This window comes from Burkholderia sp. RS01 (assembly GCF_039748055.1).
In the GTDB taxonomy this organism is placed as follows: domain Bacteria; phylum Actinomycetota; class Actinomycetes; order Actinomycetales; family Micrococcaceae; genus Arthrobacter.
Map to the genome: position 1 here is coordinate 197,630 of NZ_JBDLAK010000005.1, position 21,889 is coordinate 219,518.

At 64.3% G+C, this 21,889-nt stretch carries 23 protein-coding genes; 9 read left to right on the plus strand and 14 right to left on the minus strand.

Features of this window, described 5'->3' with window-relative positions; all coding sequences use genetic code 11:
- Positions 1-123: 123 nt before the first annotated feature.
- Together ABFP37_RS07045 and ABFP37_RS07050 are read right to left on the minus strand one after the other, a co-directional pair.
- Positions 124-6,063 (minus strand): peroxidase family protein, encoded by a 5,940-nt coding sequence (locus ABFP37_RS07045; RefSeq protein WP_347033101.1) that lies wholly within the window; start codon positions 6,061-6,063, stop codon positions 124-126.
- A 541-nt stretch (positions 6,064-6,604) separates the two neighbouring features.
- Positions 6,605-6,751: a hypothetical protein gene (locus ABFP37_RS07050; protein WP_347033102.1), complete on the minus strand. Its 147-nt coding sequence runs from the start codon at positions 6,749-6,751 to the stop codon at positions 6,605-6,607.
- On the opposite strand from ABFP37_RS07050, the gene ABFP37_RS07055 reads away from it, so the two are divergent.
- On the plus strand, positions 6,750-7,154 hold the full coding sequence (locus ABFP37_RS07055; protein WP_347033103.1) for a VOC family protein: 405 nt from the start codon (positions 6,750-6,752) through the stop codon (positions 7,152-7,154). The two genes, ABFP37_RS07050 and ABFP37_RS07055, sit on opposite strands and share 2 nt — an antisense overlap.
- A gap of 143 nt (positions 7,155-7,297) precedes the next feature.
- Here ABFP37_RS07055 and ABFP37_RS07060 read toward each other — a convergent pair whose 3' ends face one another.
- The 10 genes from ABFP37_RS07060 to ABFP37_RS07105 form a co-directional block, all read right to left on the minus strand.
- Positions 7,298-7,576 (minus strand): hypothetical protein, encoded by a 279-nt coding sequence (locus ABFP37_RS07060; RefSeq protein WP_347033104.1) that lies wholly within the window; start codon positions 7,574-7,576, stop codon positions 7,298-7,300.
- Positions 7,555-7,881: a hypothetical protein gene (locus ABFP37_RS07065; protein WP_078027810.1), complete on the minus strand. Its 327-nt coding sequence runs from the start codon at positions 7,879-7,881 to the stop codon at positions 7,555-7,557. The genes ABFP37_RS07060 and ABFP37_RS07065 overlap by 22 nt, the downstream gene beginning before the upstream one ends.
- Positions 7,882-8,153: 272 nt before the next feature.
- Complete coding sequence (locus ABFP37_RS07070) at positions 8,154-8,708, minus strand: dihydrofolate reductase family protein (protein WP_347033105.1); 555 nt, start codon at positions 8,706-8,708, stop codon at positions 8,154-8,156.
- Between the two features lie 317 nt (positions 8,709-9,025).
- Positions 9,026-9,265, minus strand: a complete 240-nt coding sequence (locus tag ABFP37_RS07075) for a dihydrofolate reductase family protein (protein WP_347033106.1) — start codon at positions 9,263-9,265, stop codon at positions 9,026-9,028.
- Positions 9,199-9,645 (minus strand): hypothetical protein, encoded by a 447-nt coding sequence (locus ABFP37_RS07080; RefSeq protein ID WP_347033107.1) that lies wholly within the window; start codon positions 9,643-9,645, stop codon positions 9,199-9,201. The genes ABFP37_RS07075 and ABFP37_RS07080 overlap by 67 nt, the downstream gene beginning before the upstream one ends.
- 130 nt (positions 9,646-9,775) lie before the next feature.
- Positions 9,776-10,411 (minus strand): dihydrofolate reductase family protein, encoded by a 636-nt coding sequence (locus tag ABFP37_RS07085; protein ID WP_347033108.1) that lies wholly within the window; start codon positions 10,409-10,411, stop codon positions 9,776-9,778.
- 108 nt (positions 10,412-10,519) lie between these two features.
- Complete coding sequence (locus ABFP37_RS07090) at positions 10,520-11,458, minus strand: aminotransferase class V-fold PLP-dependent enzyme (protein ID WP_347033109.1); 939 nt, start codon at positions 11,456-11,458, stop codon at positions 10,520-10,522.
- A 36-nt stretch (positions 11,459-11,494) separates the two neighbouring features.
- Complete coding sequence (locus ABFP37_RS07095; RefSeq protein WP_347033110.1) at positions 11,495-13,030, minus strand: NCS1 family nucleobase:cation symporter-1; 1,536 nt, start codon at positions 13,028-13,030, stop codon at positions 11,495-11,497.
- A 257-nt stretch (positions 13,031-13,287) separates the two neighbouring features.
- On the minus strand, positions 13,288-13,440 hold the full coding sequence (locus ABFP37_RS07100) for an LPXTG cell wall anchor domain-containing protein (RefSeq protein WP_139362761.1): 153 nt from the start codon (positions 13,438-13,440) through the stop codon (positions 13,288-13,290).
- A 134-nt stretch (positions 13,441-13,574) separates the two neighbouring features.
- Positions 13,575-13,703, minus strand: a complete 129-nt coding sequence (locus ABFP37_RS07105; RefSeq protein WP_347033111.1) for a hypothetical protein — start codon at positions 13,701-13,703, stop codon at positions 13,575-13,577.
- Between the two features lie 134 nt (positions 13,704-13,837).
- Here ABFP37_RS07105 and ABFP37_RS07110 point away from each other — a divergent pair, with 134 nt between their 5' ends.
- The 4 genes from ABFP37_RS07110 to ABFP37_RS07125 all read left to right on the plus strand — a co-directional run bounded on the left by ABFP37_RS07110 (position 13,838) and on the right by ABFP37_RS07125 (position 17,763).
- Positions 13,838-15,499, plus strand: a complete 1,662-nt coding sequence (locus tag ABFP37_RS07110) for an alkaline phosphatase D family protein (protein WP_347033112.1) — start codon at positions 13,838-13,840, stop codon at positions 15,497-15,499.
- A gap of 72 nt (positions 15,500-15,571) precedes the next feature.
- A complete protein-coding gene (locus tag ABFP37_RS07115) occupies positions 15,572-16,006 on the plus strand; it encodes an SRPBCC family protein (RefSeq protein WP_078027813.1) in 435 nt (144 codons plus the stop codon).
- Between the two features lie 638 nt (positions 16,007-16,644).
- Positions 16,645-17,007 carry a hypothetical protein gene (locus ABFP37_RS07120; RefSeq protein ID WP_139362762.1) on the plus strand — a complete coding sequence of 121 codons (363 nt, stop codon included), beginning with the start codon at positions 16,645-16,647 and terminating at the stop codon, positions 17,005-17,007.
- Between the two features lie 120 nt (positions 17,008-17,127).
- Complete coding sequence (locus ABFP37_RS07125) at positions 17,128-17,763, plus strand: LysE family translocator (protein ID WP_078027816.1); 636 nt, start codon at positions 17,128-17,130, stop codon at positions 17,761-17,763.
- 9 nt (positions 17,764-17,772) lie between these two features.
- On the opposite strand, the gene ABFP37_RS07130 is transcribed toward ABFP37_RS07125, so the two are convergent.
- Positions 17,773-18,156 carry a VOC family protein gene (locus ABFP37_RS07130; RefSeq protein WP_078027817.1) on the minus strand — a complete coding sequence of 128 codons (384 nt, stop codon included), beginning with the start codon at positions 18,154-18,156 and terminating at the stop codon, positions 17,773-17,775.
- Between the two features lie 115 nt (positions 18,157-18,271).
- Between ABFP37_RS07130 and ABFP37_RS07135 the strand changes: the two genes are divergently transcribed.
- Together ABFP37_RS07135 and ABFP37_RS07140 are read left to right on the plus strand one after the other, a co-directional pair.
- Complete coding sequence (locus tag ABFP37_RS07135) at positions 18,272-18,685, plus strand: DUF3054 domain-containing protein (protein WP_078027818.1); 414 nt, start codon at positions 18,272-18,274, stop codon at positions 18,683-18,685.
- 72 nt (positions 18,686-18,757) lie between these two features.
- Positions 18,758-19,036, plus strand: a complete 279-nt coding sequence (locus tag ABFP37_RS07140; RefSeq protein ID WP_078027819.1) for an Lrp/AsnC ligand binding domain-containing protein — start codon at positions 18,758-18,760, stop codon at positions 19,034-19,036.
- A gap of 65 nt (positions 19,037-19,101) precedes the next feature.
- Here the strand turns inward: ABFP37_RS07140 and trpD are convergent, their stop codons facing one another.
- The gene (gene trpD, locus ABFP37_RS07145) at positions 19,102-20,160 is read right to left on the minus strand and encodes an anthranilate phosphoribosyltransferase (protein WP_078027820.1); all 1,059 of its coding nucleotides are present in this window, start codon (positions 20,158-20,160) and stop codon (positions 19,102-19,104) included.
- A gap of 208 nt (positions 20,161-20,368) precedes the next feature.
- Between trpD and ABFP37_RS07150 the strand changes: the two genes are divergently transcribed.
- Complete coding sequence (locus ABFP37_RS07150; protein ID WP_078027821.1) at positions 20,369-20,947, plus strand: heme-copper oxidase subunit III; 579 nt, start codon at positions 20,369-20,371, stop codon at positions 20,945-20,947.
- A gap of 87 nt (positions 20,948-21,034) precedes the next feature.
- Entirely contained in the window at positions 21,035-21,823 is a 789-nt protein-coding gene (locus ABFP37_RS07155; RefSeq protein ID WP_078027822.1) for a cytochrome c, read from the plus strand.
- The last annotated feature ends 66 nt before the right edge of the window (positions 21,824-21,889 follow it).

The window sequence follows — 21,889 nt, forward strand, 5'->3', positions numbered from 1 at the left end:
GCTTGTTCTTCACCTCAAGGGTTTTCGCCGTGGAGCTGCAGACGTCCGGCCCGCCGCTTGCGCGACGGGCCGGACGTCTGACTTCGTTCGAGCCGGGGTTAGGGGCCCGGCCGCCCCGTAGCCCTAGAGGGCGGATCCCGTCGTGAACACCCAGGTGCGGGTGGCGAACGGGTTGCCCGCGAGGTCGCGGACTGCTCCGGTGCCGCCGGTGATGGTGACCCGGTATTGCGTGTTGGCCAGGAGGGTGGAGCCCGGGTTGATGGTCAGCGTCCGGTTCGTGCTGTTGAACCCGAGAGCGGCAGTGACAGTTGCGCCGTTGGACACTCTCGTGACCCGTACAGTGGCCGCCGAAACGCCGGTGATGTTCTCACTGAACCGCGCCGTGATGTCGGCGGTGCGGCGGGCTCCGGTGGTGCCGATGCCCGGTGATACCGAAACCAGCGTGGGCGCCGGGCCGGTGGTGAACTGCCACGACGTGAACGCGATCGTGTTGCCGGCCGTATCCCTGATCGAGGACATCGATGCGGTGTACGTGCGGTCCGGCAGCAGGTTCGCATTCGGATCCAGCGTCGCCGTCCTCGTGGCGTTGTTGTACGTCACCGTGGCGGGGATCGCGGTCGCCGAACCGTTGAGCCGCAGGGCGAACGTTCCGGTGCCGACATTTGCGACCGCTTCGCTGAACGTCGCGGTCACGTTGCCTCCTTGGTTGACGGACCTGGCGCCAGCAGCTGGCGTCCTGGCCGTCACGGTCGGAGCGATGAACTCCGAGCGGGGCGTCACGAGGGCCGTGCGGGCCGACCGTGCCCCCGTTCCTGCGGTACTGGTCGCTGCAACATCGAAGGTGTAGCCGGTCGCGTTGATCAGGGTGTTCACCACTGCACTGGTGCCCGTTCCTACAGTTGTTGTCCGCACGGGGGTGGTGCTGGTCCCTACGAACGTGCGGATTTCGAAGCCCGTGACCGGTGCCGCGTTGGGTACCGGCAGCGGAGCGAGCCAACTGAGGGTTACCTGGGCATTGCCGGCCACACCGGCGGCGCTGCGGGCGGCTCCCGGAGCTACCAGTGTCACTGGTGCTGCAGGTGTCACTGCCGCGGAGGCGGCCGAGGCCGTTCCAGTGCCTACTGCGTTGACCGCCGCCACGTCGAACGTATAGGCAGTCCCGTTGGTGAGCCCAGTAACGACGGCGGTGGTCACGTTGCCGGTGACCGGCTGGGTCGCAGCCAACGTGGTTCCGTCGAAGGCACGCACGGTGAATCCGGTGATGGGCGAGCCGCCGTCCGAGGCCGGAGCGGTCCAGTTGAGCGTTGCCGTGCCGTCACCGGCAGTTGCGGTCACGAGGGTCGGAGCGTCCGCAACAGTCAGTTCCGCCGTTGGCGCCGGAGTGACTACGTTGGATGCTGCCGAGAACGGGCTGGTGCCCTGTGCGTTGGTTGCCGAGACCTGGAAAACATAGTGATTCCCGTTGGTCAGGCCAGGAACCACCAGGCTCGTGTCCGTGCCGGCTGCGGGGAGCAAGGCTCCCACCTGGACTCCGGCTGGGTTGGTCGTGACATCCAGCACCTTCACGTTGAAGCTGCTGGCGACGCCGACGGTCGGCGCTGTCCAGGTAACTGTGGCCCTCGCGTTGCCGGCGGTCGCAACGCCGATCACCGGAGCGTTGGTGACAACGGTGTCGGAGAACGCAAGCGCCTCGATGTTGCGGAGGGTGTCAGTGCCATCAGTGCCCACGTTGTCGGTCACCGTGGTGGTCGACCCCGCCGACCCAACGCTGCCGTCGCCGCCGGTGGTGGTGACGGTATAGTTGGCCTGCGGGCCGGAGAATACCGCCGTGTCGATGTCGCTTGCGGCCTGTGTTGCCGTGGGGGTAATGACCTCGCGGACTGCGACCAGGTTGCCGGGGTCGATGACACCGGCGGCAACATCTGCTTCCAGGGTATGGGGGTTGCCCGCCTGGTAGGTGTGCTCCATGAGGTCGGTGCTGCCGATTTCCGAAGTAGGATCGGCGGCGTTGGTCCGCACGCTGATCCGCACCTGGAGGTACCGGTCGCCGTCGATCACGTCGTTGCCGCCGCGGCCTTCAATCTTATCGCTGCCCAGGCCGCCGAGGAGGATGTTGCCATCTCCCCAGACGGGGCCGTCGAGCGGGCAGGCGCCCATGGCGGAAGCTGCGGCGATAGGGGCGAGCGGGGTGCTAGGAGCCGGGAGGATGGCGCCGAGGCCCGCAATCCTGTCGATGCCTGCCTGGTCGAGGACGTCGCAGCCGCTGAAGCCTGCACCGCCCACGGCAGTGGGGACAACGTCGTCGCCCTTGATGACGTCGTTGAAGGCGGAACCGGAGTTGGCCTCTGTTTCCTGCCACCGGTCGCGGTTGACCACAAGTTGGATCGGCAGGCCGGCGAGGACCTGGTTGATCTTCATGTCGTCGTTTGCGCCCACAGTGTCGTACTGGTGGGTCGCCCAGTCGAAACCGGCCGCACCGGCGAAGCGGTCGATGGCCGCGTTGGCCGCCATGATGTCGTCGCCGCCTTCGGCGTCATAGTCGTTCTCGCCCACCTGGCCGACCATTATGTCGTTGCCCGGTTTGGTCTGGGCCGGATCGTCGAAGAACGGAGCACCGTGGTCGCCCTGCAGCAGGTCCTGTCCGGAACCGCCCTGGATCCAGTCGTCCCCGCCGTCGCCGAATACCGCATCCGCACCGTCGCCAGCCCGGATGAAGTCGTTGCCGGGGCCGGCAAACGTCTCATTGTCGTTGGCTCCGCCGTTGGTGAAGTCCTGGCCGTCGCCGCCCATCATGATGTCGTCCCCGATTCCGGCGTTGAGGTAGTCATTGCCGGGACCGCCCTTGAGGACGTCGGCGCCGGCGAGGTCCGTGATGCGGTCATTGCCGTCGCCGCCCAAGGCAACGTCGTCGCCCCCGTTGCCTTCGATGACGTCATTGCCCGCGCCGCCCCAGAAGGTGTCGTTGTCGTTGCCGCCAAAGATGCTGTCGATGCCCGGCGTGCCGTTGTAGACGGACTGCCCGTTGATCCCCACGGGATCCACGCTGTTGACTTGGCGGTACTGGATGGTCCCGTCAGGCTTGCGCAGCAGCAGCTTGGACTCGTCACAGCCGGGGGTCGTCACGTCGTCGGCAACGGTGGACCCGTTGGCTGCGAACCCTGCGGGCGTTCCGTCCAGGTTCGAAAGCTGGAACTTGCAGTCGGCCGTGGCGAATGCGTCGGCCTTCAGCGTGTTGGTGCCGTCTGTGTTGCGCTGGATCATCTCTGCGAACGAGTTGCCCTCGAGCTGGGAGCGGAGGTTCATGCCGGGCGTGCGTGCCAGGTAGTACAGCCGGTCCCCGTTCTGCAGATCGGTCAACTGGTTCTCGAAGACGTAGTTGAACGTGGTGCCCAACAGGCCGCCGAATAGGTTCGTGATCTCCGCGAGCCCTCCAACCCAAAGGTCGACGTCGTCGACACCAGTGACGGTCACGCCGTCGGGGGTGTTCGCGTACGCTCCCGTACCGAACATGAAGGCCGCAGCGTCTGCCGGAATAGCCGCGGGGTCGGTTGCCGGTGCGGAGGTCGGGTCCACGATGGCTTTGGCCGCCGCCCGCTTGCCGGCCAGGGTTGTCTGGCTGGTGATGGACGGGTGCTTGCCGTACGCCGCGACGAAGTTGATCAGCGACTCAGGGTGCTTGAGGTGCTGACCGAAATCCGACCAGCTGGTGTACGGTGCGAGCTGGCCGTCATTGGTTGCGCCGAAGATCTGCCTGCGGACGTTGTTCAATGGCGGGACGCCCGCATCACGGGCCCGCGTCATGTTCAACGTGGGCAGGTCCAGGGGGAGCCCCAGCAGGTTGTTGCGGAGCGTCTCCGTGACGAACTCGTCGAGCTCGTTACCCACCTGGTCCGAGGAGCCCATGACGACGCTGCCGGCGGCCTGCTCAGGAGTGAGAACGCCAGCCGAACCGCCGTTGAAATACTCCGGCGGATTCAGGAACGCCGTGAGCAGCGGGACCGAGTTGTCCGACCCACCTATGTTGGTTCGGGCGACCGTGTCGTCCAGCATCGAGTGCCCGAAGCGATACACGGCGTGGGCGAACTCAGCGTGGATCGCGGGGTTGATGTCAGAGTGGTAGACGTGGAAGGGCTGAATTGCGGGCTGGACCTTGCGTGCGAATTCCTCGAACACCAGATGCTGGTACTCCATCTCTGTGACGAACCGGGCGGCCTGGAAGAGGCGCTCACCATTCCAGCCGTCGGTGGTGCCAGAGGCAAGCTTCCATTCCGCCAGGGCCGCGACGCCTGTGGCCGAGTTGTCGCTGGTCAACGTGTTTTTGAAGTCCTCCACCAGCCGATCGTGCTCGGAGTGGAAGATCTGGTGGATCGTGGTCAGCGCGATGTTCTCGTTGACCCTGCCGTCACCGGCGATGAAGTGTGCGTCGAGCATTTCGTCGTCGTAGGTTCCAGCGGGCTGGTTGGCGAAGTCGGCCGACGGGACCTTATCGGTATCCGCAGTCGGTGCAACAGGCGGAGTCGCCGGGTTGTGGTCTGAGTCGGCGGGGCTCGGGTCCGCATTGTGCGCGATGTCGGTCAGGAAAGGCGTGTCAAAGTGCAGCGTGTTGGCAGGCACAGGTACGGTCTCGTCTACCGTTGTCGTCAACGGGTCGTCGAGTTGTCCCTCGACAAGACCGGTCGCCGTTACATACTGCGGCAGGCCGCGCGCCGGGCCGGGAATGAACTTGCCGTACGGGTCTGTGGCCAGCATCGGGATGTTGGTCACGTCCGTGTCGACGAGCTTGAGCCCGAGCAGGTCATGGGCCTGCTTCTTGACAGAAGCCCAGGTAGCCATGCCCGTGGTTCCGTCCGGGGAGTTGAGATAGGTCTGGCCCGCGGGCAGTCCGCCCAGGAGACGTCCAGTGGAAACCGGCTTGCCTGAAGCGTTGTTCACATACTCGCGGACGAACACTTGGTGCGACGGGTGCGAGGTGTACGTCTGGCTCTGGTCCACCCAGGGCGAGTCCGTGTTGTTGGCATCCTGAATGTCGTCGGCGCTCTCGTCGACCAGGGTTGTGGGGTCGTCGCCCAGGATGCCGTCGGGGCCGGGCTGGTTTTGCGCCCGTGTCAGCACCATGAACCGCTGGTTCGCGGGCAGATCGTCGGCGTTGCCGAGGATGTGGTCCGGTCCGGCGATCAGCGGGTCATCAGCGTGGAGCGGCACAAAGACCGTACCGCCGCTCTTGACGGTCTGGTCGACACCGTGGTCGAAGAACTGGCCGAAGAAGGTGAACAGGGAGTTGTAGGGCGGTGAGAGGCCGACGTCGGTGGTCACGTTCGGGATGAACAGGGTCTTGTGCGACGGCACGCAGCCGGCGGGAACGCCGTCAACGGGCGGGGGCCCGGGATTCGGGTCCGTGGTGCACGGGAAAAGGCCTGGGTTTCCCTGCGTCCTGACCGGGAATGCGGCAGCCGCCACGGCAGCCGGGTTGGTCGACGTCTGGTCGACGATCAGGTTGCTGATCTCACGCGGCTGCGAATCGAAGACATTGCCCTTCTTCTGCGCATAGGAGGAGGGGCCGGACGGACCGAAGCCAGGCGGCGTGTCCTCGGCGGATTTGAAGACGGGCTTGGTGTAGCGCGGGAAGGGCTGGTCTGCTGCACCGAATTTCTCCCGACCCGGGATCAGGTTGTTGCACGTGCCGTCCACCGTCCGCAGGCCGTAGGACGTCAGCGCATCTGGGATCTGGTTCGGACCGGTTCCGACCAAGGCACCGCAAGGGCCGGTCGCCGACGTCGTGTTTGCCACGTGGGCTTCGGCGATCTTGATCTGCTTGAGGATGAAGGCCAGGTCCGAGGCAGTGACGGTGAAGCCCTGCCCGACGGGGGCGGTTGCGGCTTGGGCTGCGATGACTGGCAACCCCATGGCCATTGGGAGGGCGAGGGCTGTCGCTGCGCTGACCAGCCGGAACTTTCCGGAGTACTTGCCGGCGACGCGTCGCCGCTGGCGCCGGGCGGGGGGTAGTTGGTTGGGGCCTGGGGGCTTATCTTGCACTGCCAGGCCGGATCTGGCTGAGAGTTTCATGGCACACCTGCCGATTCGAGGGATAGGACGCGCCCATGATTGGGTGCACTTCTCCGGAAAACCTTGGACCGAGGACGCGATCCCCGAAAAAAGTCCCCTCGTTCCGGGGGGTGCCCAAGGCAACTACAAGGTGGCACGATCCAGCCCTCGGTGGAGCAGGCCGACGTCGGATCAAGACCCGTTCAGTGGCCGGCAGCCGGCCGGCTTGGTTCACGATCTCGCGGCTGGCGTGGAGGCTCAGTGGCGGCACAAGAAAAGCCCCCGGCGCCTTCGAGGCGTTGCGGGGGCTTTCCTAGCGGCAGGTCCGCCAAGCCGATAACTCGGGGGCCTGACGCCACACTAAAAGCCATTCCTGAGATTTCCCTCAGAACTCGGAGGGAAAATGCCCGGACGCCATTGCCCGGCCCAACGGAGTGCTTCGGCGGCGGATGCCGTTCCTCATTTCGCCGGGATGCCGGAGTCATGGCATGGGCCGGGGGAGCGGGATCACTTCCGTTTTCGATGGGGCCTTCGACCCGCTGCCCGCCTTCTCAGCAAGCCCTCAGGTGTAGCCGGGCACAATGGCCGAACCTTCGGTCGACCACCTGACCGGAGCTTCGCCAATGGAGGGGACAGTGGGGGTTTCGTCAATTCCAGCAGTCGTGCCGAACGCAGCTGCGTCCCGGACGGACGGTACTGTGAGACGCATGGAGATGCGCCTTGAAGTTGTTCAGGTACCGGTGGCCGATGTCGACGCGTCGAAATCGTTCTATACCGAGAAGCTGGGCTTTGTGCTCGATCACGACGTTGAGCACATCCCCGGAATGAGGGTGGTGCAGCTCACTCCGCCAGGTTCGGCTGCCTCCATCGTGATCGGCACGGGAATGACCAGCATGACGCCGGGCACCCTTGAGGGACTGCAGCTCGTCGTACCCGACCTGGGCGCTGTACGCGCCGAGCTCGTGAGCCGCGGTGCCGATATCAGCGAGATCCAGGACATGGGCGGAGTGCAGTTTGCCTACTTCGGTGATCCGGATGGCAACCGCTGGGTCCTCCAGGGCGCAACGCCGTCTGTAGTTAAGGACGCATACCTGGGTGGATCCGGGTCGTAGCCGGAATGCTCGCACGCCCTTATTAACCCGACAGTGGGCGGCAGGCTAAACGGCAGAGGACGTGTTGATGTGGGACGCAGCAATTGCGCTTACACATAGGCATGTATCCGGGGGCCATCAGAAGCTGCAAGGCAAGAGCCTGCTTAGTCTGTACGGCACTTCGTCGGACGGCCGGTAATGCGCTGGATCAGGGAAAATCTTTCCGAAAATCTGATCACGAACGATTTGCACTCGGCCCTTTTAACCACGATGGCGGCGGTGGCGCGCAGGACGGTGAGCTCGTCGTACTTAACTGTCATGCGCAGGAATTCATCGGACGGTGTTAGTCGAAGCGTTTCGGCAATGATGGCGTTCTCGTGGCCACTGTGACTCTCGTACTTTAACTGGCGTGCGCAGGCATTCATTGGCCAGGAGTTGTCCATTCGCACCCTTCCCCTTGAAGGTAGGCACGCATTACGAAGCAGAGCCTTCGAAACTCGGCTTCTTTCTCCGCCTCCACGTCGTCTTCGTCGAAAAGGATGGTCTGGACGTTCAGCTCAGGGACATGGGCGTCCATCCACCCGCAGCTGGCTCGGATAATTGCTGTGCGGTCCTTGTCGGAGCAGTTGCTCACATGGACGCCATGGAGCCAGGAATCATCGCTTGAGCTGACGTTCGCCAAGGCGAAGTTCTCGTCGAACACCTCAGCTACGACCCGATGGAGCATGGCTTTGATGTCGATGGTCATGATGAAAGTCTCTCAGGTGCTTCCAGCCCTTGGCATGCTGGCTTAGCGGCCCCGGCAGACCTCGCTGACAGCAGCTACGTAGCCGGCATAGGCCGCGGCAGAGTCGAGTGTCGTTCGATGAATTCCTCAGTGGACGGGAGTTCTTGCAGCTACTTCTACTCCCGTGCCTCAAACGCCGATAATCTACATTATGTCAAGTTGAATAGCGACGATTGCATCTGATGAAGTATCACCGCCTCCGCCAATACTCCGGGTCACCAGTAGGAATCACTCTATGTGCGAGGTCGTGCCATCCGCTTGATCCGGAGGGATGCGCTGACGCGGGGCACTCGACGATCCGGGAAGAATCGAGAGTGTGGAACTCCCGGTGACGCCGGGCAGACCAGCATCCGGACTTCGTCGACGACGCCGGCGTCCATGAGGAAATACATGAGCCTCAGGCTCCCCCACAGCCAGATGTCCTTGCCGCCCTGCTCCTTAAGCTCCCGAATGGTGGCGACCGGGTCGCGCGTCACGGTCGCGGCGGGAAAGTCGCCCCAAGGCGCGTCATCCAGCTTCGACGAGGCGACGAACTTGGTGAGGTTGTTGAGCTTCTCGCCGTACTCGCCCTGCTCATCGGCGTACGGCCAGTAGTCCTTGTTCTGATTGTAGGTATTCGCGCCCAGAATCATCGTGTCGACGGAGTCGATGAACCCCATCACGTTCGCCTTGAACGCACGGGTGTCCGTTTCGGACAAGGGCTCCCCCGACACGAAGCTGAGGCCGCCGTCTTCCTCGGCGGCTATGTTGTCGACGGTAACCCACTGCTGGACTATGAGTTTTCGCATGGCGCCACTTAGCCCGTGGGCACGCGGTCAGCGACGCCTGTCTCAGTAGCGCTGGTCCGGGCCGGCGCGGTGTTCGCCACCGGCAAGAATCCTCAGTCCCCAAGGGCGAGGCATTCTGTCCAGGGCGAACGGGTGACCCCGCTCGCCGGGCTGGACGGGTGAAGGTGCTCGGCGATTCCTGCCCGAGCAGCCGCGCCCGCTCCCCCACCTAGCGGTCAGCTTCTTGCTTCTGTCTGCGCGCGGCCAATCACGAGTAGTACCCATCCTCGAACCGTTCGGTCGTAGGCATCGGCTTCGGCATCGGTCGCGCAGCTAGGTCATGCGTTCGGGTCAGCCGAGGACGTTGCGTACTCCGGGCGCCCAAGAGGCCGATAAGCCTGGATGGTGATGCCCCGCGCAGTGGTCCGCGAGTTGACCAGATCGAGCGCGACGTCCGGACCCGTTTCGGGGAACAGCCGCCTGCCCTGGCCGACGACGACGGGATAGGTGATCATGTCGAGCTGGTCGACCAGGTCGTTGGCAAGCAGCCACCGGACGAGGGCACCGCTGCCGGGCACCAGCAGTTCGCCGTCCTGCTGCGCCTTCGGTCACGGACGGCAGCGGCGACGTCGCCGGTCAGCACACTCGTGCCCGCCCACTGCGGGTCGGTGAGGCTGGTCGATGCCACGTACTTGGGCCGGCTGTTCAGTGCTGCGGAGATCGGGCTCGTGCTCGGATCGATCATCGCTCCCCAGTAGCCGGCGAAGATCTCGTACGTCCGCCTGCCGAAGAGGAACGCGGCCGCACCGCCGTAGACCTGGTTGAGATAGTCCCCGGTTTCGCTATCGAGAAGGGGTATGGCCCATCCGCCGCGCTCGAAACCGCCGCTGCGATCTTCGTCAGGTCCGCGCAACCCTTGCATCACGCCGTCCACCGAGACGTTAGTCGTCGTCGTCAACCTCATGTCGTGGTGACACCCCTTCTGGATCTGCGCTACGGGTATAAACAAGCACACGCGCAGTTGTTGATCAACCGGTTAGCGTCGCGTCACGTGTACGTGGGGTGCGAGGGATTCCGCACGGATGGACTCAAGTAGGACCGCTGCCCGGCGGGCCGCTGAGCACGGTGGGGACGTACTCGAGCAGCTGGAGCCGGCCGTCGAAGGTCCTGCTGTCCACCATGTCGAGCGAGACGTCCGGATAGCCGTCATAGATCCGCTCCCGCCCGGTGCGGCCGGTGATCACCGGGAAGACGACCAGCCGGAACCTGTCCACGAGGCCGGCGGTCAGCAGCGACCGGCAGAGGCTGAGGCTGCCGAGGGTGCTCAAGGGTCCCGTCCGGGTCCGTTTCAATTCCGTCACGGCTTCGACCGCGTCCCCGGTGACCAACTCCGAGTTCGGCCAAGTCAGAGGCGCCTGCAGCGTGGAGGAGAAGACGACCTTGGGCACGGCGGCAAGGCCGGTCAGACTAGCCCCCTCATTCTCGGAGAATCCCGAGCCGCCGGACGCTGCATCCTCTGACATGCTGGACATCACCCGATATGTGTTCGCCCCGAGAAGGAAGGTGTAGCCCATCTCCCCCTCCTGCTCGAGCCACCCCAGGTATTCCGGCCCCTCCAGGCCCCACCAGCCGGGCCATCCCTCGGCCGAGGCGTACCCGTCCAGGGAGATGATCAGGCCGACCATCAGCTCCGCTGATGACGCCTCTGCAGATGTCTCCACCATCGCCGTCTCCTCGATCTGATCGACGTCGCCCCCCGCAAGTCCCTGACCGGCACCACGTGTACAGGTGGGCCACCGAGGCCCGTGCCGGCAATGCTATCCCTGGAGCGATCAGACGCTCAAGGGCACGGGAACGGAAGATGGCCGCATAGCTGTAAGTGGGGCCAACTCGGGTCGACAGGCAATGGCGCTCCCACCACGAGTGGATCTACGCCGACACCCGTGGTCATGCCGGTTTACGGTCAATTCACGGGTGTCCGATGAGCTCGGCGACGCGATCGATTTCTTCATCCAGGTTGTAGAAATGTACTGCCAGCCGTATTCTGCCGGCGCGGACCGAGACCACCACGTTTGCCTGGCGGAGCCGCGCCAGGACCGCATCGGCGTCTGACCCGGACGGAGACGGTGGTGCCATGGCGGGAAACCACGCCATCGACATGTCGAGAGGAAATCGACGCCGTCGCGCACAACGTCTAGCGGCACGGCCCCGGCCGCCTGGCAAGCGTCGACGAAAAACCATGCTCCAGACTCGGCAGCAACCCGGCCAATGGCCGCCAGGTCAGCTCGATAGCCGTTGGCCGAATGAACGGCACTTACCGCGATCGGGCGGGTCCCGCCGTCGACCGCCTGACGAACCTCCTGCACCGACACGCCATCTCCGCCGGGCGCCACCGTGCGCACTTCGTAACCGCGTTCTCGAAGCAGGAGCCAGGGAAAGTAGTTCGAGGCGAACTCATTCTCTGCGACGACGATGTTCTCACCGAACTTCGCTGACGGCAGGTTAGCGGCAATAATTCCCGCAGCAGTACTCACGGCAGGAACGATGGCAATCTCGCCGGCCCTGGCGCCAACAATCTCGGCAAAAATGGCCCGGGCGTCCTCCCCCGCCTGTTCCGCCTCTGTCCAGTCAAACCGGCCAGCAGACCAGCGTTCGACCGCCAACTCATAGGCTGCTCGGGCCGGGGCGCGGCCAACATTGATGCTGGCCGTATTGAGATAAATGATGTCGTGGAGTCCGGGGAATAGCCGACGGATATCAACGGCATGCACTGCTGCGCCACCCCCTGTCATCGCAACAGCCGAAGTCTATTTCTTTCGCGCGGTGCCGCCGTGGATGGCGGTCCGCCCGGTCGACGCTTTCGCACTAAAGGGAATCTGTGTCCAAGCAGCTTCCGGCTCCGTTTCTTCAGCGGCCGCGGCGGCGATCGATTCGGCCAGGCTCGTGTCATGGCGCGAAATGAAGTAATGCACTGCGGCCGCCGCGATGGCTCCGATGAACCAGGAGAAGGCCGACAGTGCACCGAATACGGGAACGAGAGCGACAACCACTGCCGGGACCGCCGAGACAAGGAAGGAGATGACCGCTTTCCGGTTCCAGCCACCCGTATACGTGTAGTACCCCTCTTCCCTGAACAGGTCCCGAACCAGCACGTGCTGCTGGCGGAGCACGTAATAGTCGACCATGATGATCCCGAAAAGCGGCCCGAGCAACGCGCCGAGCCCGCCGAGGAAAAGGCTGATCACGACCGGGCTGTTGAACAGATTCCAGGGCGTAATGACCAGCGCGATCATTGCCGCTATCAGGCCGCCGCGCTTGAAATCAATTCTCGAGGGCCAGGCGTTCGCGAGGTCATAGGCCGGCGAGACGAAGTTTGCCACGACATTGATTCCCAGCGTTGCGACAGCGAAGGTGACGGCCCCGAGCAGCAGAGCCCAGATGCTGTCGATCCGCCCGACGATCTCAACCGGGTCGTAGATGTGTTCCCCGTAGACCTTGAACGTTCCGGCGGTGACGACGACTGAGACCACGGAGAAGGCGATGAAGTTCACCGGCAGCCCCCACAGGTTCGCGGTGCGGACTGCCTTGCGGGACGGCGCGAACCGGGAGAAATCGCAGAAGTTCAGCATCAGTGTGGAGAAGTAGGTCACCGTCAGCGCGACGGCGGCAAGGAAGGCATGTGCTGCCCCCCACTGAGCGCTTCCCCCGGGCAGATCGAGGGAAATATTCCAGCCCGCGTTGATCAGGATATAGACGACCAACAGGCCCATCACCACCCAGACGGCAGGACCGGCCCAGTCCTGGAACCTCCGGATGGTCTCCATGCCGTTTCGCAGCAAAAGAAGCTGGAGCGACCACATCAACACAAACGCCAGCCAGCCCAGCGTGGACTCACCAAGGAAGTTGTTCTCCGTCAGACCCTGCAGTCCGGGCCAGATCTTCAACGCGATGATGATGACGGCGCGAGAGGCCAGCCACGTCTGGATGCCATACCAGGCGATCGCCACGAGCGCACGAATCAGGGCCGGCAGGTTCGCGCCGAATGTTCCAAACGAAACCCGGGCGAGCACCGGGTAGGGAACGCCGGTCTTCTGGCCAGCGTATCCGGAGAAGTTCATCAGGAAGAAGACGATGACAATTCCCGCCACCAAAGCAAGGAACACCTGCCATGCACCCAGGCCCAACGCGAAGAGGCCAGCGGCAAAGGTATATCCACCGAGCGAATGAATGTCCGACATCCACATCGCAAACAGCGAGTAGAAGCCCCACGTGCGATGCTCGGCAGGTGCCAGGTCTTCGTTGTACAGACGCCTGCTGGCCCCGGGCGGAATGGCGTGAGACATCTGGCCCTCGCTTCCCAAACATTCACAGGTACTGAGAGTTACTTCTTAGAGGCCGCCCGCTTTGAGGCTGCCGTAGCGCTGCCACTAATGCCAATATACCCAGCTTGGCAACGGCGCCGCAGACCCAACCTGCCTGGGCTGCGCTGTCGGGCGAACAAGAAAGTCCGGCCCTGGTCGCCGTCGTTGGCCACACAAAACGAAAGCGGCGGCCGGCACCAATTCGGTGCAGCCGCCGCCAAGTCAGGCCAAGTCGCGGATCAAACGTTAGCCTTCCGCTTCACCCAGCCCCACACGCCCGTGGCGACAAACAAGATGAGGCCGATGATGGCCAGCCAAATCAGGCCCTTCACGGCAAAGCCAACGATCGAAAGAACAAGCCAGATGACCAGAAGCGCAATTATTAGTCCCATACAGGCATCCTATGCCTGCGGCTTGTTCCGGCTGCCGCGCAACGCGGCTTCGTCGTGCGCGCGACTAGCAACGGGTGCTGATCGTCGAACCCACAGGGCACGATGTGGCTGCCCGAACGGATGCAGTCTTTGAGCTACCGGGCAAGGGCCACCACGAGGATCCAGACGGCGAAAGCGGCGAGAAGGATGATGGACCCGTACTTGAGATAAGGCAACCAGGTGGGAGACCGAGCCGAATCTTCGCTGTCTTTGTACTCCCGCATCATCCAGTCATACCGCGGGTTCCTGAACGTTCCCTTGGATCTGGTTACGAGGCCGCCCAGAGCCCTATGTGCCAGCCATGACAAACTCCCGCCGAGCCATGGCCGCACCCGGCCCCAGCAGGTACAACTGAGTCATGACGACCTCGCTCCTGGTGCTCGGCCCGATGATGCGATACGTGGATGAAACCTCGGCGAGTATCTGGGTGGAGACCCGGGAAGCTGCCCGGGTCGCGGTGCGTGCCGGGGGCAGGGAATGGGAGGCCCGCACCTTCGCAGTGCACGGCCACCACTACGCGCTGGTGCCGCTGGACGGACTCGCGGCAGGAACTGTCACGCCCTACACCCTTGAAATCGACGGAACGCAGGTCTGGCCGGAACCTGCGTCCGGGTTCCCGCCGCCGGTGATCCCGACACTGAAACCCGGCAAGCCGCTCCGGATGGCCTACGGCTCGTGCCGCACCAGTGTCCCGCACGATGCGTCCGGCAACCGGACCCACGGCGTTGACGCACTCCGCGCATTCGCGCTCGGGATGGCCTCGGGCAGTGCCCAGGCGTGGCCGGATCTGCTGGCGTTCCTCGGGGATCAGGTGTACGCGGACCTGACCAGCGAGCAGATGCAGGAATTCATCAGCGCACGCCGGGACATCGACGCGCCGCCGGGCAAGGAGCTCAAGGACTACGAGGAGTACGCCCACCTCTACAATCTGGCCTGGTCGGACCCGGCAAACAGGTGGCTGCTGTCCACCCTTCCCAGCGCCATGATCTTTGACGACCACGACATCCGCGACGATTGGAACGCCTCACGCAGCTGGAGGAAGAAAATGGAAGCCACCTCGTGGTGGCGTGAGCGGATTGTTTCGGGGCTGGCCTCGTACTGGGTCTACCAGCATCTCGGGAACCTGTCGCCGCTGGAGCGTTCGGAGGATGCTCTATGGCAGCAGATCGCCGGGCACACGGGCGAAACCGAGCTTGACCTGAGCGAAGCGCTGGACAGCTTCGCCGAACGGGCCAACCGGGATCCGACGTCCTACCGGTGGAGCTACTGCCGTGACTTCGGGGACACGCGACTGATAGTGGTGGACTCCCGCGCCGCCCGGAACCTTGCCCCTGAAGACCGCGCGCTGATTGACGAGGCGGAAATGACCTGGCTCGATAGCCGGGTGCGAGGCGGTTTCCGCCACTTGCTGGTTGCGACGTCCCTGCCGTTCCTGCTGCCGATGGGCCTGCACTATGTGGAGTCCTGGAACGAGGCCGTTTCTGAAGGCGCCTGGGGAAAACTGTCTGCCCGTGCCGGCGAAAGGCTGCGGCAGGCGCTGGACCTTGAACACTGGGGTGCCTTCCAAAAGAGCTTCCGGAGGGTAGCGGACATGGTGGCCGAGGTCGCCGACGGCAAACGCGGCCCAGCACCAGAAGTCGTCGCCTTCCTCTCCGGTGACGTCCACTACTCCTTCGTCTCGGAGGTGGAGCGTGCCGCGGGCAGCCGGATAGTGCAGGCAGTCTGCTCCCCCATCCGCAACCCGCTGCCACGGATCATGAGGTCCTTCGCTGCCATCATGTCCTATGGCCTGGCCGCGCCGATCGGTTCCTTGGCCGCGCATTCGGCGCGTGTCCCGGACCCGCCTTTCCGCTGGTCCGGACTCAAGGGCCCGTGGTTTTACAACAACCTTGCCTGCCTCGAGGTGGCGCCGGAGGGCCTGAAGCTCTGGTGGCAGACCGGCGTGGTGGACGACGGCGACCACCTGCACCCCCGGCTGGAAAGCGTCGCCACGCTGACGCTGGCTCCGAGGAGCACCTAGCCTGAACGTAGGCTGTAGCCACATGGTCCGGACGAAGTCCGAGAATCGAAGTGCCCGGCCGAGAGGAACAACATGGCACACGCCGAGAACGACATCACCATCAGCCGACCCGCCGGGGAGGTCTACGCCTTCCTCGCGGACGGGCTCAACAACCCGAAGTGGCGGCCGGGCGTCCAAAAAATTGCCCTCAAGAGCGGCGCCGCCGGCGAACCCGGAGCCGTATACAGCCAAACGCTGACCGGTCCCAAAGGGCGGCCCTTGCAGGGAGACTACGAAATTACCGACGCCGAGCCGGGCCGCCTCCTGTGCTTCCAGGTGGTGGCCGGACCCGCCCGCCCCGCGGGCCGCTATCAGCTAGCGGAACATGAGGGAAGCACCACGGTCCGTTTCAGCCTAGACCTCAAACTTCCGCTGATGATGAGGGTCCTGGACTCCCTCGTCACCAAAACCATGGAATCCGAAGTCGCCCAGCTCGCGAACCTCAAGGGAATCATCGAAGCAATCTAGGGATGGCCCGGCGGGCCCCGGGGAGCACAATGGTCACATCCCTAGCCCGGTGGTGATCGCAAATGGCCCCCGCAATAGTGATCGGGTGCACCGTCTTGCTGTTGCTCGGCCTCTTTACGGTGATCCGGTGGGGAGGCCATCGCCTTGCGTACCCCGCATCTGCCAACGCCGAGCCCGCCGCTGCTCCTTCTCCCCCGTTTGACTCTGCAGCTCCCCCGCCGGGCGCAGCCGGCGGAGCCGGCGGAGCGAGGGTTGACCCATCAGACGCCAAAATCGCTGCGCTCCGGAACTATCTCTGGTGGGCCAATGTGGCCACGTTCGCGGCGCTGGCCTCCGCATTTTGGCCGTGTGGCCCGGCGGCCGGCTGATCATGCGGGTCCTTGCGTTCACCTCGCCGGACTCCGCCCAGGGCAGGCTGACGGAGGCACAGGCCAACGTCGGCTTCCCAACCCTTGAGGGGTCTCTGGTCTTGTTTGTCGTCGCCGGACTGCCCGCCGGATACCTCGTCGCGATCCTGTTCGTTGTCCTGCACCGCTGGCTTCCGGCCGGCCGGCTGGCAGGACCCCTGTTTGGGATCCTCGTTCTCATTTGGCTGGGCGCCCTGCTCGATCCCCTGCGCGCAGACAACATCGACTTCAATGGGACCCGGTTGGCTCGCAGTCGCCCTGTTCGCGGGCCTCTCGATCCTGCACTGCGCCATAGCCGCGGCCGCGGCTGGCTGGTGGAGTGAATGGCTGCCCCTGTGGTCCGACAGGACAGCCAAATACTACGTTCCGCTGCTTCTGGGATTCGTGCTCTTCCCGCCCGCGGCCGTCGCCGTGGGGTTGGGCGCACTGGCGCTGCTCACCTGGATGACGATCTTTCCTGCCGGCTCGTTGGGAGGGCGCGGGAGGACGCAGGTACCCGCGTGGGTGGGAGCAGGCATCCTCGTCGCCGTTTCGGCAGCAGCACTTCCCGTTTTCCTCACCGCGGTGATTTCAATCGGGACCCGGACAACGTAATCACCGGCACCGACGGGACGATCTGCTGCGGCTTGAGCGTATTCCCCTACCCGCGCGCAGAGACAACGGCGGGCGGGGTCACTTTTGCGCGCTTCCCGGGTGGTCCGTTTAGCATCGATTATGGCGATTTCCGAAGCACTCCTTCAGTTCGCGCTCGTCGCGGCCCTCCTGACCGTCATTCCGGGGATGGACACGGTGCTGGTTCTGCGCACGGCGATCAGCCGGGGCCACGGATCGGCGTTTGCCACCGCGGCAGGCATCTGCACCGGCACGGTGTTCTGGGGCATAGCCGCAGCGCTCGGTGCGTCGGCGCTGCTGGCTGCCTCCGAAGCGGCTTTCACGGTGCTGAAAGTGGCCGGCGCCTGCTACATGGCATGGCTGGCCATCAATATGATCGTGCGCAGCTTCCGCCGGGGCGCAGCCGTTGACACCGCAATCGCGGCCGGGCAAGGCAGTGCGCGCGCGGCGTGGTTGTCGGGCATCACCACCAGCTTGCTGAATCCCAAGGTGGGCGTCTTTTACATGGCGATGATCCCGCAGTTCCTGCCGCCGGGCGCGTCCCCGCTCCTGATGGGCGTCCTGCTGCCGCTGGTTCACAACGTCGAAGGAATGGCCTGGTTCGCGCTGATCATTCTGGCAACCCATCATGCGCGGCGCTGGCTCCAGTCGGACACGGTGTCCAAGGCAACAGACCGGATCGCCGGCGTCGTCCTCCTGGCCTTTGCCGCAAAGATCGCCACCAGCAAAGCCGCCTGAGCAGTCCAGCTAGGCCGCGGACCCGCCGCCCGGCAGCTGGCTCACCAGTCCCACCGTGTTTCCTTCGCTGTCCCTGATGAAACCCATCCATTCGTCGGTTCCCGCGGGGCCGAGCTTTGAGTCCTCGTGACGGAAAATCACCTCGGGTGGGGCCACCACCTCGACCCCGCCAGCCTCCAGTTCAGGCATCAGCCGCCTGACGTCCGGGACGGCCAGGTAGATCAGCGACGGCGGGGCTCCCCTCTCGAGCAGGAGGCGAACGCCGTCGAGGTCGAAGAACAGCAGTCCCGGCGGGTCAAACACGGCCTGCGGCCGGGTCCCCAGCAGGGCCGAATAGAACTCCGCCGCCCGGTCGAGGTTCTCGGCGTGCTGTGCGATCTGTACGAGTCTCACTGGTCCTCCTTCGCTGGACGGTGCATGGACCGGTCGAGTCATCGTCGGCGATTTTGCCGTTCGGGGCAACACCTGCCGCGGAACAGCCGGCCCCGGACCCGATAGGCTCGGGAGCATGCGTTCCACAGAAAAACCCGTGATCCAGCGGTCCACTCCCCGAATCATTGCAGCAGCGGCGGCCGCGGACACCGTGCTCATCCTGACGTTCGCAGCCATAGGCCGGGACGCCCATTCACGGGGGGAATCCGTGGCGGGAATCCTGCTCACCGCCTGGCCGTTCCTGGCCGGTGCAGCGGCCGCCTGGCTCCTGCTGCGCGTGTGGCGCCGGCCATTGGCGGTGTGGCCGGCCGGCGTTGCGGTATGGCTTGGCGCCGTGGGCATCGGAATGGTCATCCGCGCCCTGACGGGGCAGGCAGTCGTGCTGGCGTTCATCATTGTGGCGCTCCTGAGCCTCGCCGTTTTCCTGCTCGGCTACCGCCTTCTGGCCGCCGGCCTGCTCCGGCTGCGGCGATCCCGGCGGCGAGGCTGATGTACTAGGCTGGCACCACCAGCGCACACGAGCCGGGCACCGTCACGGCACAACTGATCCGAAGGGTTCACAGTGATCACCGCATTCGTCCTGATCAAGACCGACGCCTCGCGAATCCCGGAGACAGCCGAGGAGATCTCCGCCATCCAGGGCATCAGCGAGGTCTACTCCGTCACCGGAGAATGGGACCTGATCGCCGTGGCCCGCGTGGCACACCATGAAGACCTAGCAGACGTGATCGCCGACAAACTGTCCAAGGTGCCCGCCGTGGTGCACACCACCACGCACATAGCCTTCCGCGCGTATTCGCAGCATGACCTCGACGCCGCCTTTGCGCTGGGGTTCGAGTAGCCGGCACTGAAATTGAAAAGGGGATGGCCCGGCACCGTGGTGCCGGGCCATCCCCTTTTGCAGTCCTACGCCTGGGTCAGGCTGACCCATTTGTCGAGGACTGCAGCGGCGGCGCCGGAGTCAACCGACTCGGCGGCCCGTCCGAGCGCCAGGCGCATGCGCTCAGTCAGGGGCCCGGCGGCGTCAAGATCGTAGGCCACGAGCCCCGCGGCCGCGTTCAGCAGAACGGCGTCGCGGACCGGACCGGACACGCCGGCCAGGACGTCACGGACGACGGCGGCATTGGCTTTGGCGTCACCGCCGCGGAGCTCTTCCACAGTTGCGGGACGGATTCCAAGGTCCTGCGGCGAAAACTGCTGTTCAGTCACTTCGCCGTTGCGGATCTCCCACACCGTCGACGGGCCGGTGGTGGTTAGTTCATCCAGTCCGTCGCTGCCGCGAAATACCAGGCCGCGGCTTCCCCGCCTGGCCAGGACGCCGGCCACGAGGGGCGCCATGCGCGCGTTGGCGACACCGACGGCAGAGGCCTGGACCCCGGCCGGATTGGTGAGCGGCCCCAGGAAGTTGAAGGCCGTTGGTATGGCGAGCTCCCGGCGGGGCACCGCGGTGTGGCGGAACGACGGATGGAACACCTGGGCAAAGCAGAACGTAATGCCCGCCTCTTCCGCGTTGCGGGCAACGTCCGGGATGGAAAGGTCCAGCCGCACGCCGAGGGCCTCGAGAACATCAGCGGAGCCTGACGACGACGACGCGGCGCGGTTTCCGTGCTTGACCACCCGGGCGCCGGCTCCGGCGCAGACAAGCGCCGCCATGGTGGAGATGTTGACGGTGTTGAGCTGGTCCCCGCCGGTGCCCACGATGTCGAGCTTCTCGCCTGCAATATCAATGGGCTTCGCGTGGGCAACCATGGCGTCGACGAGGCCGGCGAGCTCCTCCACGGTCTCGCCCTTGGCGCGCAGCGCAACAAGGAAGCCGGCGATCTGGGCGGGCGTCGCCTCCCCGGACATGATGGTGTCCATGGCCCATGCCGTGTTGTCCGCAGTCAGGTCTTTACCGTCCATCAGTGCGGAGATGAGCCGCGGCCAGGTGTTGCCTGCCGCCAGTGCCGATGCCTGAGAAGTCACCTCCTGATGCTATCGAGGTGCGCCTTCAGAAAACCAATGTGAACGGTGCCAGGAACTTTTCAGCGCGATTTCGCGTCTTTGTAGAAAAAGTCTCCGCAAAAGGCGGTTTGCGTTGGGCAGGACGGAGTTTTACAGACATAATGTCTATGTGACATCTGCGACCCATGCCCCCAGTACCCCGGCGCACCCCACGCTGAACCGCCCTAATATGGTTTCTGTTGGAACCGTAGTCTGGCTGTCCAGCGAGTTGATGTTCTTCGCCGGCCTCTTCGCCATGTACTTCACACTCCGGTCTACGTCCGGACAGATGTGGGCGGAAGAGACAGCAAAGCTCAACTTCCCCTTTGCGCTCGTCAATACGATCGTCCTCGTGGCCAGTTCATTCACTTGCCAGATGGGCGTTTTCGCCGCCGAAAGGCTCCAGCCGCGCCGCAGCGGAGGTCCGCTGCAGTTCACCCGCTGGGGCATGAACGAGTGGTTCACCCTGACGTTCCTCATGGGCGCGTTCTTCGTTGCCGGCCAGTCCACGGAATACGCCATGCTGGTTTCCGAGCACGTGACGCTGTCCACGAACGCTTACGGCTCCGCCTTCTACATGACCACGGGCTTCCACGGCCTGCACGTCATCGGCGGCCTGATCGCCTTCCTCCTCATCATGGGCCGCTCCTTCGCTGCGAAGAAGTTCGGCCACTTCGAGGCAACGTCGGCGATTGTCACCTCGTACTACTGGCACTTCGTGGACGTCGTCTGGATTGGCCTCTTCCTGGTCATCTATGTCCTCCAGTAGCCAAAACTTGACTCTTCTTTGCCAAGAGACTGAATTTCAAGAAGCGGCTCGCGGAGCCGACGCACGATCGAATAAAGGAACCACCACGTGAAGGCACTCTCGCAGAAGCGACGTCACCCACTGGCAGCCATTGCGCTGCTGTTGATGGGTCTCCTCCTCACTGGTGGGCTGTACGCCGTTGCCACCACCGTCAACCAGGCGAAAGCCAGCACTGCCGACTTCAGCGCCAGCGACACCGAGGAGGGCGGCAAGCTTTTCGCAGCTAACTGCGCCACCTGCCACGGCATGGGTGCCAGCGGAACGCAGGACGGCCCGTCCCTGGTTGGCGTCGGCGCCGCTGCCGTTGACTTCCAGGTTGGCACCGGCCGCATGCCCATGCAGATGAACGGACCCCAGGCTTACAAGAAGCCTGCCCAGTTCAATGACCAGCAGACCCACCAGCTGGCCGCCTATGTCGCCTCCCTCGGCCCCGGCCCGTCCATTCCCGAAGCAGGACTCCTTGACGAAAAGGGCGATTCTGCCAAGGGCGGGGAACTGTTCCGCACCAACTGCGCCATGTGCCACAACGCGGCAGCAGCCGGTGGAGCACTTACCCGCGGCAAATTTGCACCGGCACTCGCTGACGTAACCGGTAAGCACATCTACGAGGCCATGGCCACCGGCCCGCAGAACATGCCGGTCTTCAGCGATTCCAACATCACCCCCGAAGGCAAGCGCGACATCATCACCTTCCTGAAGCAGATTGAAGCCAACGGATCTCCCGGCGGCGCCGACCTCGGAGCCCTCGGCCCCGTATCTGAGGGTCTGTTCGTCTGGATCGCCGGCCTCGGCGTGATCATCGCCTTCACCATCTGGCTGACGTCCCGCACGTCCTAGCGCGCAGGTCACAACAAAGAAACGTCCTGCTGACCGCTCAGCAGGTTTGAAATTGAACATTAACTC

What these genes read in the sequence shown, in the direction of transcription:
- ABFP37_RS07120 (WP_139362762.1), top strand. Translation starts at nt 16,645, where the DNA reads ATGGGACCCGGTTGGCTCGCAGTCGCCCTGTTCGCGGGCCTCTCGATC.
- ABFP37_RS07050 (WP_347033102.1), bottom strand. Translation starts at nt 6,751, where the DNA reads ATGCGTCTCACAGTACCGTCCGTCCGGGACGCAGCTGCGTTCGGCACG.
- ABFP37_RS07125 (WP_078027816.1), top strand. Translation starts at nt 17,128, where the DNA reads ATGGCGATTTCCGAAGCACTCCTTCAGTTCGCGCTCGTCGCGGCCCTC.
- ABFP37_RS07060 (WP_347033104.1), bottom strand. Translation starts at nt 7,576, where the DNA reads ATGGACAACTCCTGGCCAATGAATGCCTGCGCACGCCAGTTAAAGTAC.
- ABFP37_RS07105 (WP_347033111.1), bottom strand. Translation starts at nt 13,703, where the DNA reads ATGCGGGAGTACAAAGACAGCGAAGATTCGGCTCGGTCTCCCACCTGG.
- ABFP37_RS07045 (WP_347033101.1), bottom strand. Translation starts at nt 6,063, where the DNA reads ATGAAACTCTCAGCCAGATCCGGCCTGGCAGTGCAAGATAAGCCCCCA.
- ABFP37_RS07055 (WP_347033103.1), top strand. Translation starts at nt 6,750, where the DNA reads ATGGAGATGCGCCTTGAAGTTGTTCAGGTACCGGTGGCCGATGTCGAC.
- ABFP37_RS07110 (WP_347033112.1), top strand. Translation starts at nt 13,838, where the DNA reads ATGACGACCTCGCTCCTGGTGCTCGGCCCGATGATGCGATACGTGGAT.
- ABFP37_RS07095 (WP_347033110.1), bottom strand. Translation starts at nt 13,030, where the DNA reads ATGTCTCACGCCATTCCGCCCGGGGCCAGCAGGCGTCTGTACAACGAA.
- ABFP37_RS07085 (WP_347033108.1), bottom strand. Translation starts at nt 10,411, where the DNA reads ATGGTGGAGACATCTGCAGAGGCGTCATCAGCGGAGCTGATGGTCGGC.
- ABFP37_RS07070 (WP_347033105.1), bottom strand. Translation starts at nt 8,708, where the DNA reads ATGCGAAAACTCATAGTCCAGCAGTGGGTTACCGTCGACAACATAGCC.
- ABFP37_RS07115 (WP_078027813.1), top strand. Translation starts at nt 15,572, where the DNA reads ATGGCACACGCCGAGAACGACATCACCATCAGCCGACCCGCCGGGGAG.
- ABFP37_RS07150 (WP_078027821.1), top strand. Translation starts at nt 20,369, where the DNA reads ATGGTTTCTGTTGGAACCGTAGTCTGGCTGTCCAGCGAGTTGATGTTC.
- ABFP37_RS07135 (WP_078027818.1), top strand. Translation starts at nt 18,272, where the DNA reads ATGCGTTCCACAGAAAAACCCGTGATCCAGCGGTCCACTCCCCGAATC.
- ABFP37_RS07065 (WP_078027810.1), bottom strand. Translation starts at nt 7,881, where the DNA reads ATGACCATCGACATCAAAGCCATGCTCCATCGGGTCGTAGCTGAGGTG.
- ABFP37_RS07100 (WP_139362761.1), bottom strand. Translation starts at nt 13,440, where the DNA reads ATGGGACTAATAATTGCGCTTCTGGTCATCTGGCTTGTTCTTTCGATC.